This is a genomic window from Methanomassiliicoccaceae archaeon DOK (assembly GCA_009911715.1).
Classification (GTDB): domain Archaea; phylum Thermoplasmatota; class Thermoplasmata; order Methanomassiliicoccales; family Methanomethylophilaceae; genus Methanoprimaticola.
This window is the reverse complement of sequence record CP047880.1, coordinates 1,492,464-1,509,518: the sequence shown is the minus strand read 5'-3', so window position 1 is coordinate 1,509,518 and position 17,055 is coordinate 1,492,464. Positions and strand designations below refer to the sequence as shown.

17 protein-coding genes, 2 tRNA genes and 1 rRNA gene are annotated in these 17,055 nt (G+C 59.7%); 16 read left to right on the top strand and 4 right to left on the bottom strand.

Annotation, left to right across the window (positions count from 1 at the left end):
* The first annotated feature begins 100 nt into the window (after positions 1-100).
* Positions 101-177: transfer RNA gene (locus JS82_07530), tRNA-Ala, on the top strand.
* Positions 178-438: 261 nt separating this feature from the next.
* On the opposite strand, the gene JS82_07525 is transcribed toward JS82_07530, so the two are convergent.
* From JS82_07525 to nifB, 3 genes are all read right to left on the bottom strand, one after another.
* Positions 439-2,217: an alanine--tRNA ligase gene (locus JS82_07525; protein QHK17964.1), complete on the bottom strand. Its 1,779-nt coding sequence runs from the start codon at positions 2,215-2,217 to the stop codon at positions 439-441.
* Positions 2,218-2,287: 70 nt separating this feature from the next.
* Positions 2,288-2,704, bottom strand: a complete 417-nt coding sequence (locus JS82_07520; GenBank protein ID QHK17963.1) for a hypothetical protein — start codon at positions 2,702-2,704, stop codon at positions 2,288-2,290.
* A 23-nt stretch (positions 2,705-2,727) separates the two neighbouring features.
* Positions 2,728-3,987 (bottom strand): nitrogenase cofactor biosynthesis protein NifB, encoded by a 1,260-nt coding sequence (gene nifB, locus JS82_07515; GenBank protein ID QHK17962.1) that lies wholly within the window; start codon positions 3,985-3,987, stop codon positions 2,728-2,730.
* 109 nt (positions 3,988-4,096) lie between these two features.
* On the opposite strand from nifB, the gene JS82_07510 reads away from it, so the two are divergent.
* The 6 genes from JS82_07510 (at position 4,097) to JS82_07485 (ending at position 10,307) form a co-directional block, all read left to right on the top strand.
* A complete protein-coding gene (locus tag JS82_07510; GenBank protein QHK17961.1) occupies positions 4,097-4,492 on the top strand; it encodes a DUF61 family protein in 396 nt (131 codons plus the stop codon).
* A gap of 498 nt (positions 4,493-4,990) precedes the next feature.
* Positions 4,991-7,829 (top strand): 23S ribosomal RNA (locus tag JS82_07505).
* 190 nt (positions 7,830-8,019) lie between these two features.
* On the top strand, positions 8,020-8,661 hold the full coding sequence (locus tag JS82_07500) for an MBL fold metallo-hydrolase (protein ID QHK17960.1): 642 nt from the start codon (positions 8,020-8,022) through the stop codon (positions 8,659-8,661).
* A complete protein-coding gene (locus JS82_07495) occupies positions 8,662-9,300 on the top strand; it encodes a threonylcarbamoyl-AMP synthase (GenBank protein QHK17959.1) in 639 nt (212 codons plus the stop codon).
* The gene (locus JS82_07490) at positions 9,294-10,184 is read left to right on the top strand and encodes a type II methionyl aminopeptidase (GenBank protein ID QHK17958.1); all 891 of its coding nucleotides are present in this window, start codon (positions 9,294-9,296) and stop codon (positions 10,182-10,184) included. The genes JS82_07495 and JS82_07490 overlap by 7 nt, the downstream gene beginning before the upstream one ends.
* A 35-nt stretch (positions 10,185-10,219) precedes the next feature.
* A tRNA-Leu gene (locus JS82_07485) sits at positions 10,220-10,307 on the top strand.
* A gap of 32 nt (positions 10,308-10,339) precedes the next feature.
* Here JS82_07485 and JS82_07480 read toward each other — a convergent pair.
* On the bottom strand, positions 10,340-10,669 hold the full coding sequence (locus JS82_07480) for a hypothetical protein (protein ID QHK17957.1): 330 nt from the start codon (positions 10,667-10,669) through the stop codon (positions 10,340-10,342).
* 83 nt (positions 10,670-10,752) lie between these two features.
* On the opposite strand from JS82_07480, the gene JS82_07475 reads away from it, so the two are divergent.
* The 9 genes from JS82_07475 (at position 10,753) to JS82_07435 (ending at position 17,053) form a co-directional block, all read left to right on the top strand.
* Complete coding sequence (locus JS82_07475) at positions 10,753-11,082, top strand: hypothetical protein (GenBank protein QHK17956.1); 330 nt, start codon at positions 10,753-10,755, stop codon at positions 11,080-11,082.
* Between the two features lie 25 nt (positions 11,083-11,107).
* Positions 11,108-11,443: a hypothetical protein gene (locus JS82_07470; GenBank protein ID QHK18431.1), complete on the top strand. Its 336-nt coding sequence runs from the start codon at positions 11,108-11,110 to the stop codon at positions 11,441-11,443.
* 16 nt (positions 11,444-11,459) lie between these two features.
* A complete protein-coding gene (locus tag JS82_07465; GenBank protein ID QHK17955.1) occupies positions 11,460-12,404 on the top strand; it encodes a deoxyhypusine synthase in 945 nt (314 codons plus the stop codon).
* Between the two features lie 364 nt (positions 12,405-12,768).
* A complete protein-coding gene (locus JS82_07460; protein ID QHK17954.1) occupies positions 12,769-13,242 on the top strand; it encodes a 30S ribosomal protein S13 in 474 nt (157 codons plus the stop codon).
* Positions 13,243-13,252: 10 nt separating this feature from the next.
* Positions 13,253-13,900 (top strand): 30S ribosomal protein S4, encoded by a 648-nt coding sequence (locus JS82_07455; GenBank protein ID QHK17953.1) that lies wholly within the window; start codon positions 13,253-13,255, stop codon positions 13,898-13,900.
* Complete coding sequence (locus JS82_07450) at positions 13,900-14,286, top strand: 30S ribosomal protein S11 (GenBank protein ID QHK17952.1); 387 nt, start codon at positions 13,900-13,902, stop codon at positions 14,284-14,286. Before JS82_07455 ends, JS82_07450 begins: the two co-directional genes overlap by 1 nt.
* A gap of 12 nt (positions 14,287-14,298) precedes the next feature.
* On the top strand, positions 14,299-15,144 hold the full coding sequence (locus JS82_07445) for a DNA-directed RNA polymerase subunit D (GenBank protein QHK17951.1): 846 nt from the start codon (positions 14,299-14,301) through the stop codon (positions 15,142-15,144).
* 91 nt (positions 15,145-15,235) lie between these two features.
* Positions 15,236-16,096: a hypothetical protein gene (locus JS82_07440; GenBank protein ID QHK17950.1), complete on the top strand. Its 861-nt coding sequence runs from the start codon at positions 15,236-15,238 to the stop codon at positions 16,094-16,096.
* 63 nt (positions 16,097-16,159) lie between these two features.
* Positions 16,160-17,053 carry a hypothetical protein gene (locus JS82_07435; protein QHK17949.1) on the top strand — a complete coding sequence of 298 codons (894 nt, stop codon included), beginning with the start codon at positions 16,160-16,162 and terminating at the stop codon, positions 17,051-17,053.
* Positions 17,054-17,055: the final 2 nt, after the last annotated feature.

Below are 17,055 nucleotides of genomic sequence, written 5' to 3'. Positions count from 1 at the left end.
AAGCACTGGGGAATGGACGGCATCTGGGACGATCTCTGGGGGGCGCCGGAACTCCCTCACGATAGGTTTATATCGCTGTCCTTTTTACAGCAGTCTCAGTGGGCTGGTAGATCAGCTGGTTAGATCGCTGGCTTTGCAAGCCAGAAGTCGCGAGTTCGAATCTCGCCCAGTCCACCATCTTATCATTTGAAAATCTACCCATGCGGGTTGTAATTCGAGCTTTTTGAAGAACGTTCGCATGGCGTCAGCCTAAGCGGACATCCGGGGACGCATTGTGTCGTATCGTTTGTTCCGAGACGGCTAGCCATGCGCATTCTTTGGATGCGTCACGGAGGATGCCCTTCGCTGTCTGGCACTGCTGGAATTATTTTGTCGGTGTTGAGAAGTAAGTGGGTTTCCCGGGACGTCCGGAGACGTCCCGGATGATTCACGAGGGGCTCAGTCGAATTTGCCGACGACCGCCTTGATCCTCCTGATCCCGGCGGCGGAGCTCTCCTCCTTCTTGATCTTGAATCCCTGGAGCTCGGAGGTGTTGGACACGTGGGGCCCTCCGCAGATCTCGCAGGAGACGTCGCCGATCGTGTAGACCTTGACCATCTCCCCGTACTTGTCCCCGAAGACCCCGATGGCGCCGCGCTCGCGGGCCTTCTCGATGGGCATCTCCTCGCAGACCACGGGGATGGCGGCCTTGATCGCGTCGTTGACGTACTGCTCGACGGCCTTCAGCTCCTCGGGGGTGCACTTCCTGTCGAGGTTGAAGTCGAATCTGAGCCTCTCGGCGGTGATGTTGGATCCCTTCTGCTGGATGTCGGGGCTGACGATCTTCCTCAGCGCGGCGTTCAGCAGGTGGGTCGCTGTGTGCAGCTTGGTGGTCTCGACGGCGTGGTCTGCCAGACCTCCCTTGAACTGCTGGTCGGCGCCCATCCTGGAGTTCTCCTGGTGGGCCTTGAACCTCTCCTGGAAGTCGTTGATGTCGACCTTCTTCCCCTGCTCCGCGGCAAGCTCCTGGGTCAGCTCCACGGGGAACCCGAAGGTGTCGTAGAGCCTGAACACCATGTCGCCGGGGAGGGTCTCCGAGTCGCCTGCCTCGGCGATCATCTCGTTGAACCTCCTCAGTCCCTTGACCAGCGTCTTGTGGAACTTCTCCTCCTCGGCGGTGATGTTGCTGTAGATGAAGTCCTTGTTCCTCTCCAGCTCGGGGTACGCCTTGGAGTACTGCTCGACGACGACCTCTGCGACCTGGCGCATGCAGACGTCGTCCATGCCCAGTTTGGAGAGGTACCTGCTGGCCCTCCTGATGAGCCTCCTGAGGATGTAGCCCTGTCCGATCTTGGCGGGGACTACGCCGTCTCCGAGGATGAACGTGGCCGCCCTGAGGTGGTCGGCGACGATCCTGAACGCACGGGTGGTTTCCTCGTCGGAGCCGTACTTCCTGCCGGTGATCTCCTCCACCTTGGCGATGATGCCGGTGAACAGGGGCGTGTCGTAGACCGTCTCCACGTGGTTGAGCACGCGGAGGATCCTCTCGAGTCCCATGCCGGTGTCGACGTTCATCTGCTTGAGCGGGGTGAACTTGCCCTCGGCGTCCTTGAAGTACTGCATGAAGACGTTGTTCCAGATCTCGGTGTACTTCCCGCAGTGGCAGGAGGGTCCGCAGTCGGGTCCGCATTTCGGCCTGCCGTCGTCGAAGAAGATCTCGGTGTCGGGTCCGCAGGGACCTGTCTGCCCGGCGGGGCCCCACCAGTTGTCGGCCTTGCCGTAGAAGAAGATCTGGTCGTCGGTCATGCCGTGGCTCCTCCAGAGGTCGGCGGTCTCGTCGTCCCTGGGCGCGTCGGCGTCCCCCGCGAAGACGGTGACCGCGAGCTGGTCCCTCCTGATGCCGAGGACGTCGGTGAGGAGCTCGTAGCTCCATCCGATGGACTCCTTCTTGAAGTAGTCGCCGAGGGACCAGTTGCCCAGCATCTCGAAGAACGTGAGGTGGCTGGCGTCGCCGACCTCGTCGATGTCGCCGGTCCTGACGCACTTCTGGAAGTCCGTCAGCCTCCTGCCGGCGGGGTGCTTCTCGCCGAGGAGGTAGGGCACCAGGGGGTGCATGCCGGCGGTCGTGAAGAGAACGGTGGGGTCGTTCTCGGGTATGAGCGGAGCGGAGCTGATCTGAGCGTGGCCCCTCTCCTTGAAGAAGTTGATGTATGTCTCTCTCATCTGCTGAGCGTCCATGATGTACACTCCTGTAACTGACGTGGACTATCCTCAGCTTCTATTTATATGTTGGATGGTGCGGGGCGTCTCATCCCGACCTGCGGAAAGTGCCTCTCAGACAGAGGAGAACCAGGAACGCGCAGAACAGGATGAAGGCGATGGCGCCGTAGTACGCGATGTCGCTGACGGCGCCCCCGACGGGGTCCTCCTCGTAGACGGCATACAGGTAGACGGGGTTCTCGGGAACGGTGTCGAAGTCGAAGGTGTCGACGTCCACCACATCGTCGCCGTATGCCCAGCCGACCAGCCTCAGCCCGCGGTGCCTCGGGTCGTCCGGGGCGTGGAACCCGTCCGTATAGTACATGACGGCATGGACCTCTCCGCGGTCGATGAAGACCACCTGCTTGGGCTGGCCGTCGGCCGCCTCGGAGTCATCCGACGCCAAGACGGGGGAGGCGACCAATGCCAGGACCAGCAGCGCGGCGATGACCCATGAGGTTCTCATGGAGGGGATATGGTCTTCGCTCCTTAAAACTTGTATCCGGGGTCTCGGAGGCCCAGGGATGCGAGCGCCTTGTCGACGGGAACGTCCGTCTCGACTACGGTCACGCCCATCTCGCCCAGGAGCCTCGAGGGCATGTGCCCGATCTCGGTGACGACGACTGTGGAACACTCCCCCAGGGAGGCAGCCACGGAAGCTATGTGCTCGCGGTGGCCGCTTCCCGACGCGGGGACGCCGGTGTCGACGGAGACCTCGCGGAAGAATTCCCATCCGTCGTCGACGCGCCTGTAGATCCTGAACGCGGAGGCGTTGCCGAACCCGCGGTCCACGGACACGCCGTCGGACGTGGCGACCGCGACCATCTTCGGGTCGCGGAACAAGACGTTGGGGGCGGCGGCCTGTCCCTGCGGTCCGCAGCCGGATCCGCAGCCGCCGAAGTTCACGAACTCCTGGGAGCGGTCCTGGTCAAGGAGCCCGATGGCGTCCGCCCTGCACTGCCTGCAGTGGCGCATCATCCTGGCGTCCAGGGAGCAGCGGTCCATCATCTCCCTCCTCTCCTCGGGCGTCGGCGCCCTCAGGTCCGCGAACGGCGTGCCCTCCACAGGGATGAGCGGGAGGATGTTCACGATGTAGGCGCCCTTGCCCTTGACGTACTTCACCAGGTCGGGGATGTGCCCGTCGTTGATCCCGGGGACCATGACTATGTTGACCTTCATGAGCATCCCCAGCGCGGCGCACCTTTCTATCCCCTCGGTCTGGCGGGCGATCAGGAGCTCCGCCCCCTCCCTGCCCTTCAGGACCCTGCCGTCCCAGCGGACGGAGCCGTAGATCTCGGCCCCGACGTCCGGATCGTAGGCGTTCATGGTCACGGTGATGAACCTGACGCCGAGGTCGTACAGCCTCTGGGCGCTGTCGGGGAGGGCGAGGCCGTTGGTGGAGACGCACAGGGTCAGGTCCGGAGTCTCCTTCGACACAAGCTCCAGAGTGCGGAAGGTCTCCTCGTTGGCCAGGGGGTCCCCTGGTCCGGCGATCCCGACGACGCTGAGGTTGGGGATCAGCGACTTCACGTACGCGACCTTCTCCGCCGCCTGCTCCGGTGTCAGGACCTCGCTGGTCACCCCCGGACGGGATTCGTTGCAGCAGTCGTACTTCCTGTTGCAGTAGTTGCACTGAATGTTGCAGCGCGGTGCCACGGGGACGTGCATCCTCGCGAATTCACGGTGGGCATCCCTGTTGTAGCACGGGTGCCTGGAAAGCGCTTCCTCCAACTGCTGGTTCTGAAACATGCGGTCCAGTGATTGCGCTCGGATATTAAAATTAACGCCGTTATTAGCCGCTTTTCGTAGTGGCGTGAACCCTGTCTCCCTTAATATAATAATATAATATTACTGAAACATGGAAGAATCATTCGTGAACTCCATCATGAAGGACCTCAACTCCAACCTCGCCGTCAACAAGAGGACGATCGAGCAGATGATGGACAGCGGGGACCACACCTACAGGACGAGGGACGGCTCGGTCGTCGAGATCCCGGAGGAGCAGCTGGAGTTCCTGTGGGGGGTATGCGACGACAGGCAGCGCATTTCGCTCCGTCTGCCGATCTACGTGTCCACCGACATCGGCGGCGAAGGCGCCGCGTGGAAGGTCGACGGCTGCGTGGAGGCGCCGGTGGTGGCGGCGATACTCGGCAAGAGGCTCCACAGGGACGACTACATCAGGCTCTATCACCCCGATTTGAAGGATTTGAGGGCGAAAATCCCCGATTGTGTGATGATCGTCTTCACTCCGTGAGCTCGAGGTTACGAAAAATATTTATACTACATGTGTGTAGAGGGGTTTGCGCGATGTGTGGCATCGTGTGACACACGGAGAAAATCCGGAGTGTTAGACCGATTCGATGTGGTTCGGAGCTTGCTTCGATCGCGGAAAACCGGGGCCGAGCGGAAGACTTATATACTTCTGCCCTTTACCCGATTCTGCGCGATGTGAAGCATCGGGCGGTCCCGGCGGAAAGCCGAGGATCGGTGATTCCGAACACAAGGAATCTTTGGAACAACCGGGTCCATCGGAAGGCTTATATACCTCCGATGTGTACGGGGGTTCCGCTCCTGTCAGAAACTGGCAGGGATTCAGAATCAGAATCAAAACATGCACCCAGACAGAGGTCCTGTTCTGGGGAAGTGGTGTAGGGCTCCGTAAACGGAGGATGAGAGCGGATAAAGCCCGATGATCACCAATCATACGAAACCTGGACGTGTGCTAGATCATACGCCAGCGGCGATGCTACGCCGTATGGGGGATGGTTCGGCTAGAGCGCTGAAGAAGGTCGTGTCAAGCTGCGATATGCGTCGGGTAGGTGCAAGAAGCCTATGATCCGACGATTACCTAATGGGACTTCCTATTCTTCGGAATGATCAGTAATGATCGGGAACGCGGGGGATTGAAGCATCTTAGTACCCGCAGGAAAAGAAATCAATCGAGATACCGTTATTAAAGGCGATCGAACGCGGTATAGGGCAAACCGAATCCCTACCGAAAGGCAAGGGAGATGTGGAGTTATAGGCTCGTTTACACCTAAGTTCAAAGACTCAAACTTGGCTGGAAAGCCAGGCCATAGAGGGTGATAGCCCCTTAGAGGAAGGTGAATATGGTGATTTTCGATGTTCTTGAGTAGTGTGCGTTGGATATCGCGCATGAATTTGGGAGGCATTCACTTCCAACCCTAAATACGTCTCTAGTCCGATAGTGCAGTAGTAGCGTGAGCGAAGACTGAAAAGTACCCTTAACGGGAGGTCAAAAGACCTGAAACCATACGGTCAAAGATTTATATAGCATCAAAGGGAAGAAACCGTAAGGTGGACCAGTGTTATATTGTTCGTTTCGAAAAACGATCCAGGGAGTTCTGGTCATTGGCGAGGTTAACTGTTCAATCAGGTAGCCGAAGGGAAACCGATAGCCCGCAGTTTTTTACGAGGGGCAAGGTGTGCTCGCCTGGAGTCAATGGTGCGGATACCCGAAGCCGGTCGATCTATGCCTGAGCAGGTTGAAGCCTCTCGAAGGGGAGGTGGAGGACCGAACCAGTTCTGATGTGCAAATCGTTTGGATGACTTGGGTATAGGGGTGAAAGGCCAATCTAGGCCGGAAATAGCTGGTTCCCCCTGAAACTAGTCGCAGCTAGACCTCGATCGAGGCAGAACGTGAGGTAGAGCACCGATTGGGTGCTTAGGGGAAGAAATTCCTCGGCATCTTGTCAAACTCCGAACTTGCGTTCACCGTAGACGTCGGGTGTGAGGCCATCCGGGGTAAGCTTGGTGGCCATAAGGGAAACAACCCAGACTACAGTTAAGGTCCCTAAATTTCGGTCAAGTGTAATACGAAATGGCGTCGGCAGTCTAAAACAACCGGGAGGTGGGCTTAGAAGCAGCCATCCTTCAAAGATAGCGTAACAGCTCACCGGTCTAGATTGTGGGCCCAGAAAATGGACGGGGCTAAACCGAGTACCGATACTGTAGAATACTGCAAAGTAATTTGGTAAGGGGGCGTGGTGCATGGGCAGAAGCGGGGCTGTGAAGTCCTGTGGACCGTGTACCAACGAGGATCCTGGAGTGAGTAGCAGCAAAGCACGGTGAGAATCCGTGTCGCCGCAGGGGCAAGGGTTCCTTGGCAATGTTCGTCAGCCAAGGGTTAGTCGATCCTAAGGTAGTTCTTAATCGAAGCTATCGAATGGGAAACAGGTTAATATTCCTGTACCAGTAAGATCTTTGCCTATGTTGATGGATCGGGATAGTTGATGTACAGCAGTCACTGTATCTAAGCGCCGAATCCGATGAAGAACCGTAATGGTGAGAAGTTGGAGAATGCGTGATGGGGCAGGCGTAAGCCTGCTTTCGATAATTCCTGGTCCCCGTGAAAACCTCATAGTTACAATCTTATTGTTCGTACCAAGAACCGACACAGGTGTCCCTAGGTGAGTAGCCTAAGGCGTGTTAGCATAATCGTGGCGAGGGAACTCGGCAAATTAGCCCTGTAACTTCGGGATAAGGGGTGCCAGTAGTGAGAGCTACTGGTCGCAGTGACAAGAGAACACCGACTGTTTAATAAAAACATAGGTCTCTGCTAGTTCGAAAGGATGTGTATAGAGGCCGAAGCCTGCCCAGTGTCGGCATCTGAAAATCTGTTCCAACGGATCGAAGGACCGATAAACGGCGGGGGTAACTATGACCCTCTTAAGGTAGCGTAATACCTTGTCGCTTAATTGGCGACTTGCATGAAGGCTCAACGAGTGTTCTACTGTCCCCGCCATGACGCTAGTGAAAACAATCAGTCTGGTGCACAATCCAGACCCCTCCATCTGAAAGCGAAGACCCCATGGAGTTTCACTGCAACCTGTTGTTGTTGTAAGAATTGGCATGTGTAGGGTAGGCGGGAGACGTTACCCAGGAAGGTGCGCTAGCATCTCTCCGAGTCACCGATGAAACACCGCCCTTGTCAATTTTTACGACTCACCTCTCCGGAGGAACAGCTATAGGCAGGCAGTTCGGGTGGGGCGCCACGCCCTCAAAAAGATAACAAGGGCGCCCAAAGGTTAGCTCAGGTAGGTCAGAAATCTACCGAAGAATGTAAGGGTATAAGCTAGCTTGACTCGGAACCAGACAATAGGGTTCGGAGATAGGAAACTATGGCCTAGCGAACCATCCAACCTCCTGAATGGGGGTGGATGATGTCAGAAAAATTACCCTGGGGATAATTGAGTTGTCACGAGCAAGAGTTCATATCGACCTCGTGGCTTGCTACTTCGCTGTCGGCTCTCCCTATCCTGGTGGTGCAGCAGCTGCCAAGGGTGGGGTTGTTCGCCCATTAAAAGGGATCGTGAGCTGGGTTTAAAACGTCGCGAGACAGTTTTGTTGCTTTTTGATGGAGGTGTTGGTACCTGATGAGAAGGACCCTTTAGTACGAGAGGAACAGGGGTTCGTCGCCTCTAGTTTATCAGTTGTCTGACAAGGCACGCTGAGTAGCCACGCGGCAGTGGATAAGAGCTGAAGGCATCTAAGCTCGAAGCCACCTTAAAAAAGAGGTACCCATAGAACGCTCGTAAATGACGAGTTTGATAGAAGCCGGATGTAAGTGCCGAGGTTCGCCGAGGTATTCAGTCCTGGCTTACTAAAGTTCTTTGAACGTCGCTGGAGTGTGATCTAGCAGTTAAACAGGTTTCGTATGAATCAAAATCTCATCCTCTAAGAAACCCCCTTAATTTTTTCATCATCTATCTGTTCAGCTTCGGCTCTACGGTTAAATACAATCAGCCTCTAGCCTCATTGATGTGTATACAGAGGATCGATTCCGGAGTGCCTTATGACTCCAACATCTATCTCGTCACCGGCGAGAGGAACATGCTCGTCGATGCGGGGTCGGGAGCCGGTCACGACCGTGTCGTCGACGGCATCCGCAGGGTCCTGGGCGATGCGAAGCTCGATATGATCGTCCTGACCCACTGTCATTTCGACCATGTCGGGGGCCTCAAGATGCTGATGGAGGAGTTCGGCTGTCCCGCGTATGCGGGGCACTACGACGCGCCGTACATCCGCATGGCCGAGAGACGTCATGTCCTCTCCGATGTCTTCGGAGGGTCCGTGGAGCCCGTGGAGATCTTAGATCTATCGGATGGGGACGTGGTCGATCTGGGGGATTCCAGGTTTCGTGTGATGTGGACACCGGGCCACACCGAGGGGGGCATCTGCCTCTACGATGAGGTCTCGGGGGCGCTTTTCTCGGGAGACACCCTTTTCGACACGGGTGTCGGGAGGACGGATTTCCCCGGCGGATCCATGAGGGACCTCCGTCACTCGATTGAGTGTCTGAGCAACATTGACATAAGGGAATTGTATCCGGGTCATGGAAACATCTGTGAGAACTATGATCCAGCTATGATGGCGAGGATCAAGACACTGGTAGGTATTTGAATGAAGATCATCAAGTGCGATTACTCCCACGGCTTCGACGCCCACTGCGAAGAGGCCGTCGCCGCCGCTGCCGAGGATCTCGCAGCGGGCAGGCTCATCGTGTACCCGACTGAGACAGTCTACGGAATCGGTGCAGACATCTACAACGAGTCCACTGTCAAGAACCTGTACGTGGCCAAGAACAGGCCGTTCGACATGCCTCTCTCCGTCGCCGTCTCGGACAAGGCCATGCTCGAGAGCATCGCCGTCCTCAACGAGAACGCCGACAAGCTCGTCAAGGCGTTCCTGCCCGGACCTCTGACGATCATCATCAAGAAGCAGCCCGATGTGCCAGACATCGTCACGTCATCATCCCAGAAGGTTGGCATACGCATCCCGGACAACAGGTTCGCACTGGAGATGATCAGGCGCACGGGGCCCGTCGTGGCCACCTCCGCCAACCTCCACGGACGTCCCGATGCCGTCGACGTCGATGCCGCGATCTCCGACTTCGGCGACGCGGTCGACACCTACGTCGACGCCGGACCGTGCACCCTGGGACAGCCCTCGACCATAGTCTGGCTCATGGACAAGCAGGTCGAGATCGTCCGTCAGGGGGCGATCCCGGTCGACAAGATCAAGGAAGTCTTAGAATGCTGAACGAGGATCAGTTGGCGAAGCTCCGCACGGCCGGGAAGGTCGCCGGAGCGGCCAGGGAGCTCGGCCTCTCCATGGTGAAGGAAGGGGTCAAGCTGTACGATGTCGCTCAGGAGGTGGAGGGTTACATCCGCGAGCACGGGTGCGGCCTCGCGTTCCCCTGCAACATCAGCATCAACGAGATTGCGGCGCACTACACGCCCAGCTGCACGGACAAGTCCGTGTTCCAGGTCGGCGACGTCGTCAAGGTCGACTGCGGAGCGGAGCTCGACGGGTACGTCGGCGACACCGCCGGGACCGTCGAGGTCGGGACCAACACGTACAGGGATCTCGTAGAGATCTCGAAGACCGCCAGGAACACCGTCGCGGAGTTCATCGGGGACGGCGTCCCCCTCGGGGAGATCGGCCGCGCGGTACAGATGACCATCGAGGGCAAGGGTTTCCACCCCATAGTCAACCTCTGCGGGCATCAGATCGAGCAGTACAACCTCCACGCGGGCATGTCCGTGCCCAGCTACGCCAGCGGCGAGGAGACGCAGATCAAGGCCGGCATGATCGTGGCCGTCGAGCCCTTCGCGACCAACGGTAGGGGCGAGGTCAAGAACGGCAAGCCCGGGAACATCGTCAGGATCCTGAGGGAGAGGCCCATCGCCGACCCCAAGACCCAGGAGTTCTTCGACTACGTGAAGGGGGAGTTCAAGACCTTCCCGTTCTGCGCCAGGAGCTGCGACTTTCCCGATGCGGAGAAGCATGTCAGGACCCTGATCAGACACGGCGTCCTCTCCAGCTACGCCCAGCTGGTGGAGGTCGACGGGGGAATCGTCTCCCAGCACGAGTACACGTTCTACATCGACGGGAAGCGCGGTGAGGTCACCACCCTTCCGTAAACGTTTTCAATCAAACCCCTTTCCTCATCCTCCAAGCTGGGGTAGCCGAGCCTGGTCAAAGGCGAGGGACTCAAGATCCCTTACCGTAGGGTTTCAAGGGTTCGAATCCCTTCCCCAGCACCATCCCATGCATCCGTGCCTGCGGACCGCTTTCTTCAGAACGTACACATTCCATACATCCGCGGCGCCGTCCGTCCGGAGGGCCGTCGCCCGAGAACCATCGAGTCGAGCTCGGCGAGGGCGTCCGCGACCGCCCGCCCCCTGTCGGTGAGGGTCAGGGTGACGGCGCGTGTGAACCTGTCCCTTGTCTGCACTATGAGGCCCGCACTCTCCAGGATTGCGAACTTGTCCGGCATGTGGTCGTTGTTGGCTATGTCGTTGTAGATCGACATCCTGGTGGCGGAACCGCCGTTCGCACGCAGGTACAGCATGATCGCTGACATGTGCTTCCGTTCGAACATCCTCAGTCCGTCTCCCTCCTCCATGGTCCGGTCCCCGTCCGCCCTCACGTGTATAGGCTATACACCTGGCGGGAGTCTCTTAGTATCCTACGCCGTATAATCATGTTATGGATGTCGCGTGGATCCTGCTGGTAATAGCAGGGCTGATGGAGCCCTGCTGGGTGTACACCATGGAACGCTCAGAGCGCTTCCGCAGGCCCGGGTTCGCCCTGGCCACGGTTGTCCTGATCGTGGTTGACCTGGCGCTGCTGTCGGTCGCGATGAGGTCCATCGGCGCCGGTGTCGCCTACGCCGTGTGGGCGGGCATAGGGGCGGTGGTGACGCTGATCATGGGCGTCGTGCTGTACAGGGACCCGATGTCCCCGGCCAGGGTGTTCTTCGCGGTTCTGCTAGTGGCGGGCATAGTCGGCCTGCATCTCACGACGGGGGGCCACTGACATGGACGGGGACTCGAGGGGATGGATGATACTGCTGGCAGCGGGGCTCACCGAGGTGGTGTGGGCCACCGCGATGGGGCTGTCGGACGGATTCAGGGAGGTCGGATGGACGCTGGTCACGGCTCTGTTCCTGACGGTCAGCACATGGCTGCTGTCCAGGGCCCTCGACCACGGCCTCCCGGTGGGCGGTGCGTACGCCACATGGGTGGGCATAGGCGCGCTGGGGACAGTAGCAGTGAGCTCGCTGATCGGCATGGAGCACCTCTCCGCAGGGTCGCTGCTGTTCGTGCTGATGGTCGCCGTCGGCGTCATCGGGCTGCAGGCGACCGGGAGGAGCCACGGCGGCGTCCGCGAGCAATGAACAGAGAGGGCATCATATGGAAGGACTCGAAGAGGTAATCGACATAAGGATAGACGGGAAGGTCTCCGTGGACGGTCTCATCAGGATGATGGGGGCTTCGGGAGGATTCACGGGAAGGAAGCTGGCCGAGGCCGTGGACGTGGTGGAGTCCATGGTGAGGGACGAGGGATGTCTGAGGATACTGTCGTTCCCGGCGTGCATCATGGCCACCGGCACCCGCGGGGTGATCGTGGACATGGTCAGGAACGGCATGGTGGACCTGATCATCACGACCTGCGGGACGCTGGATCACGACATCTCCAGGACGTACGCGGCATACTACAAGGGGGACTTCATGCTGGACGATGCCGAACTGAGGGAGGAGTCCATCAGCAGGCTGGGCAATGTGCTCGTCCCGGACTCGTGCTACGGAGAGGTCCTGGAGGATGTCCTCCTGCCCATGTTCGACGAGATCTTCGCGGAGACCAAGTCGCTCAGCACGCATGAGATCATCGACGAGGTCGGTGCGAGGATGGAGGACGAGGGCTCGCTGCTCCGTCAATGCCATCTGCACGGTGTGCCGGTGGTCGTCCCAGGCATCACGGACGGGTCCTTCGGATGCCAGCTGTGGATGTACTACCAGACGCACCGGGGTCTGAGGATCGACCTGTTCGGTGACGAGCAGATGCTCTCGGAGATGACGAACCATGCCGAACGCACCGGGGGACTGCTCGTGGGCGGCGGCATCTCGAAGCACCATGTCATCTGGTGGAACCAGTTCCGCGGAGGGCTGGACTACTGCGTGTACCTGACCACGGCCATGGAGTACGATGGCTCTGCCTCGGGGGCGCAGATCCGCGAGGCCGTGTCCTGGGGGAAGGTCAAGCCGGACGCGGCCAAGATGATCGTGGAGGGTGACGCCACGATATCGCTGCCGATCATCTATGCGGCCCTCCGGGAGAGGTTGGACACAAGGCCCTGACGCTAAACCGCTTGGCGGTCCCGGCGACCTCCTTCTGCCGGGGCCGCAACACCCGTCATTGCAATGTGCCAGCAGTCCTAGGAAAGGCTGTTTTCAGGTCTCCCGTCCCTTGGGGGTCTGTCTGACGGAACATGCTGTTCTTACTGCTGTGCCGACGTATCACGATGCTCATCATCGGGACACAGGGGTTTGCTCCCGACCAATCCTTTATTTATAAGAAGGGCATCGCACGAACCACGTGAACTCAGGACCCTCGCTCGGCGTACGTTCCGGACGGTGAAAACTGAGAGCTCCTCCCCATGGGGGAAAGGAGCTTGCGTCCAACCCGGCCCAGACCGGGAGGCATTTACGGAGGTTTAGCGAAATGGCTAAGAAGAAAGAGCAGCAGCAGACGGAGGACGAGAACTTCAACTTCATCGTCCGTATCGTCAACACCGACATCGACGGTCAGAAGAGGACCGTCGTCGGACTCCAGAGCATCAAAGGAGTGGGAAAGAGGGTCGCCCAGATCGTCGCCAAGAAGGCCGACGTCGACCCCAGCGTCAAGATGGGATCCCTTTCCGACGAGAAGGTCAAGGAGATCGAGGCCCTCGTCAAGTCCTACGTCGAGTACGCCCCCTCCTGGGCCATCAACAGGCAGATGGACTACGAGACCGGTGCCGACATGCACCTGTTCGGAAACGACCTGGACATCATCCAGAAGGATGACATCAACAGGATGAAGATGATCCGCTGCTACCGCGGAATCAGGCACGAGGGCCGCCACAAGGTGCGCGGACAGAGGACCAGGTCCAACGGAAGGCACGGACTCACCATGGGTGTCCAGAGGAAATCCTGAGGTGGTTTGAATGGGAGACCCTAAGTTTTCAAGGAAGACATACGACACGCCCTCCCACCCCTGGCAGGGCGAGAGGATCAAAGCCGAGGTCGAGGTCGTTCGCGCCTTCGGTCTCAAGAACAAGACCGAGGTCTGGAAGGCCGAGACCATCCTCAGGAACCTGAGGAAGCAGTCCAGGGACCTCCAGGCACGCCTGAGGACCGGCGACGAGCAGGCCAAGATCGAGGCAGACGCCCTGCTGGCCAAGTGCGGCCGTCTGGGATACCTGCCCGTCGGATCCAACCTGAACGACATCCTGGCGCTGAAGGACGAGGACGTCCTGTCCAGGCGCCTGCAGACCATCGTCTACGAGAAGGGACTGGCCAGCACCATCAAGCAGGCCAGGCAGATGATCACCCACGGCCACATCTTCATGAACGGCCACAGGGTGACCGTCCCCGGATACCTGGTCACCAGGGCCGAGGAGTCCTCGATCGAGTTCAACCCCGCATCCCCCTTCACCGACGAGATGCACCCCATGAGGATCTCCGCCGAGCAGGCCGCCGCCAACGCAGCGGTCAGGGCCAAGGCGGAGGCGGACCAGGCCGCAGCCGACGCCGCGGCCGCGAAGGCAGACGCCGAGGAGGCGGGAATCACAGCAGAGGACGGTGTTCACTGATGACAGCGAAATGGGGAATTGCCAACATCTACGCCAGCTACAACAACATCATGATCACGCTGACCGACATCACCGGAGCCGAGACCATCACCAAGGCCACCGGTGGAATGGTCGTCAAGCAGGCCAAGGACGAGTCCTCGCCCTACGCGGCCCAGAAGGCAGCCGAGAAGGTCGCCGAGGTCGCCAAGGAGAAGGAGTTCGTCGGTATCCACGTCAGGGTCAGGGCCCCCGGAGGCAACAAATCCGTCTCCCCCGGTCCCGGAGCCCAGGCCGCGATCCGTGCCCTCACCAGGGCCGGCCTGAAGATCGGCAGAATCGAGGATGTCACACCCATACCGCACGACGGTACCAAGAAGAAGGGCGGACGCAGGGGACGCAGGGTCTGAGGGGGATCTCCTATGGACATAGAGATTCTCGAAATGGCCGAGAGGAAGGCCAAGTTCATCCTGAAGAACTCCTCCCCGGCCATGGCTAACGCCCTCAGGAGGACACTCCTCTCCGACATCCCCAAGATGGCCATCGACAAGGTCGAGTTCCACCTCGGACCGATCATGTACGATGACAAGGAGTACGAGAGCGTCACGCCCTTGTTCGACGAGATCATCGCCCACAGGCTGGGAATGGTCCCTGTGCCCACCGATCTGGACCTCTTCGTCCCGCAGAGCGAATGCACCTGCGGCGGGGAGGGCTGCCCCAACTGCACCATAATGTACAGCCTGAACAAGATCGGGCCGTGCACTGTGTACTCCGGAGACCTCGAGCCTCTGGGCAACCCCGACCTCAGGGTCAAGGACGAGTTCATACCCATCGTTGAGCTCACCGACGGACAGGCCGTGCTCATCTACGCGACAGCGGTCATGGGCACCGCCAGGAAGCACGTCAAGTGGCAGGTCGCCAACGGTGTCGGGTACAAGTACATGCCCGGCGTCGAGGTCGACCCCGCCAGGGCGGGCGACGAGGACGTCGTGAACTGCGCGGAGATCTGCCCCAGGAAGGTGTTCTCCGTGGAGGACGGGAAGCTCGTGGCCAAGAACCCGCTGGACTGCAGCCTCTGCAGGACCTGCGAGCAGTCCCTCGGCGAGAGGGGCGGCGTCAGGATCACCGCCGACGACAGGAACTTCCTGTTCAAGTTCGAGACGGACGGGTCCCTGACGGCCCAGCAGACCCTCGACAAGGCCCTCGAGGTCCTGGCCGACGAGGCCAAGGACTTCAAGATCCAGCTCGAGGAGCTCGAGTCCAACTGAAACCACTGAAGGCCCCTCCCCTTCTCCGGGAGGGGCCGATACAACCCCTTTCGAGCCAACAATTATCATCCCCCTTCGCATAGTGTCGCACATGAGGAGATGCCCTTCCTGCGGCAAGGTGACCGAGGACGACTCGCTTGACTTCTGCACGCACTGCGGTTCGTATTTCATGGTCAGACAGGGCTCCGCACCCGCGCAGCCCGCCTCGTCGTCGCTGCCCGACGACCCGATGCTCCGTGGCGAGATGCTGATGGACTCCGGCAGGTTCGTGGAGGGCATAGCATGCTGGAGGGATGCGATCCCGGGGATCCAGCTGGACGACTCCGCCTACGGCAGGGTGGTCGACGCCACCACGAGGTGCCTCCTCGGCATCGCGGTCGACCCCACCACGTACCGTGACGCGGGGATGATCAGCTTCGCCATGACCATGCCGGACAGGGAGCCGCTGACAGACATAATGTCCAGGCTGGCGAACAGTCTCGACGTGTGCACGATCCAGAACGGGGTCCTGGGCCTGGCGAACCCGTACATGTACCTGTTCATGGACACCTTCGCCCTCTACACGGACCTGCGCGACGTTAACGAGATCTGCGCCGACGCGGAGGACGCCGTGGGCGAGATGGTGGAGAAGGCGATTCACCTGTCCAACGCGTTCCCGGACAGCAGGCCCGGTCCCCTGGATTGGCTCTCCTGCTACAGCGTTTTCACGGGCAAGGTCCTGGACACAGTGGAGGACATGGTGAACTCCACCGCACCCGGTCGGGTGGAGGAGCTGGCGGACGCCTGGGCCTCCGCACCCGGGCTGACGTACCTGTCGCCTCTGAACAACGCGTTCTTCCTGGCCACGCACTCCACGATGGCCGGCAAGCTGTCCGGGAAGGTCCTCGGCAGGTCCAGCAACTCCCAGCTCGCGGCGTACTCCAAGATGTACCTGGCAGGCCCCAAGAGATGACCGTTCGCGTTCCTCGCGTTTCCGAGGGTCATCTGCTTATACCGAGAGCCTCATGCCCGCCCCATGAAGACCTGTTCCAAATGCGGTTACGCCTCCCCTGACGACTCCAGCTTCTGCATGAAATGCGGGGCATACTTCGAATCGGAGCCGGCGGCCCCGACGACGGCCACGACGTCGATGCCGGGAGCGCCCGTGCACGGCGCCGTCGATGCGGAAGCGTCCATGGAGCAGGGTTTCGCCAAGATCCAGGCGGGTGACTTCGCAGGAGCCGTCGCCGCATGGACTCAGGCCGTCAAGGCGGGGCTCGCGCCGTCCGCAGAGGTCTACGGCAGGATGCTGGACGGATGCGTCGACGAGATCGTCAGGTCCTCGGCGGACACATCCACCCACAGTCGTGCAGGGATAGCGGACCTGGCCATCCTCATAGACGACTACGACCTCATCACCGATCTCATGGCAGGGCTAAGGGACAGGTCCCAGCAGCTCGGCACCCAGAGGGAGCTGATGAACACCATGAATGAGTACATGTTCCTGGCGATAGAGTCCTTCTCGGTCTACACCGACCTGAACGACCTCTCGGCGATATGCGCAGAGGCCGTCCGCGTGTTCACCGACGCTTCCGGGAGGGTGGAATCACTGGAGCCCGCGCAGTCCAAACACGATCCCAAGGCGTTCCTGCAGAACTACACCCAGTTCTTCCAGATCCTCGGAGGGAAGATCGACAACGCCGTCGAGAAGACCGACCCGGCAACGCTCGAGACCCTGTCCGACTACTGGGCGGACAGGTCCACATCCAGGTTCTCGGACGTAATCATGGGGGCGTCCAACATGAACGCCCAGCTCATTGCCACCGGGTGGCTCGGCTCCAAGGTGGCCGTCAAGGCTCGCGACATGCAGCTGGACTCCTTCGTGGCGATGTACCTCGCGCCCGGCATGAAGTCGGGACAGCAGTCCTGAGG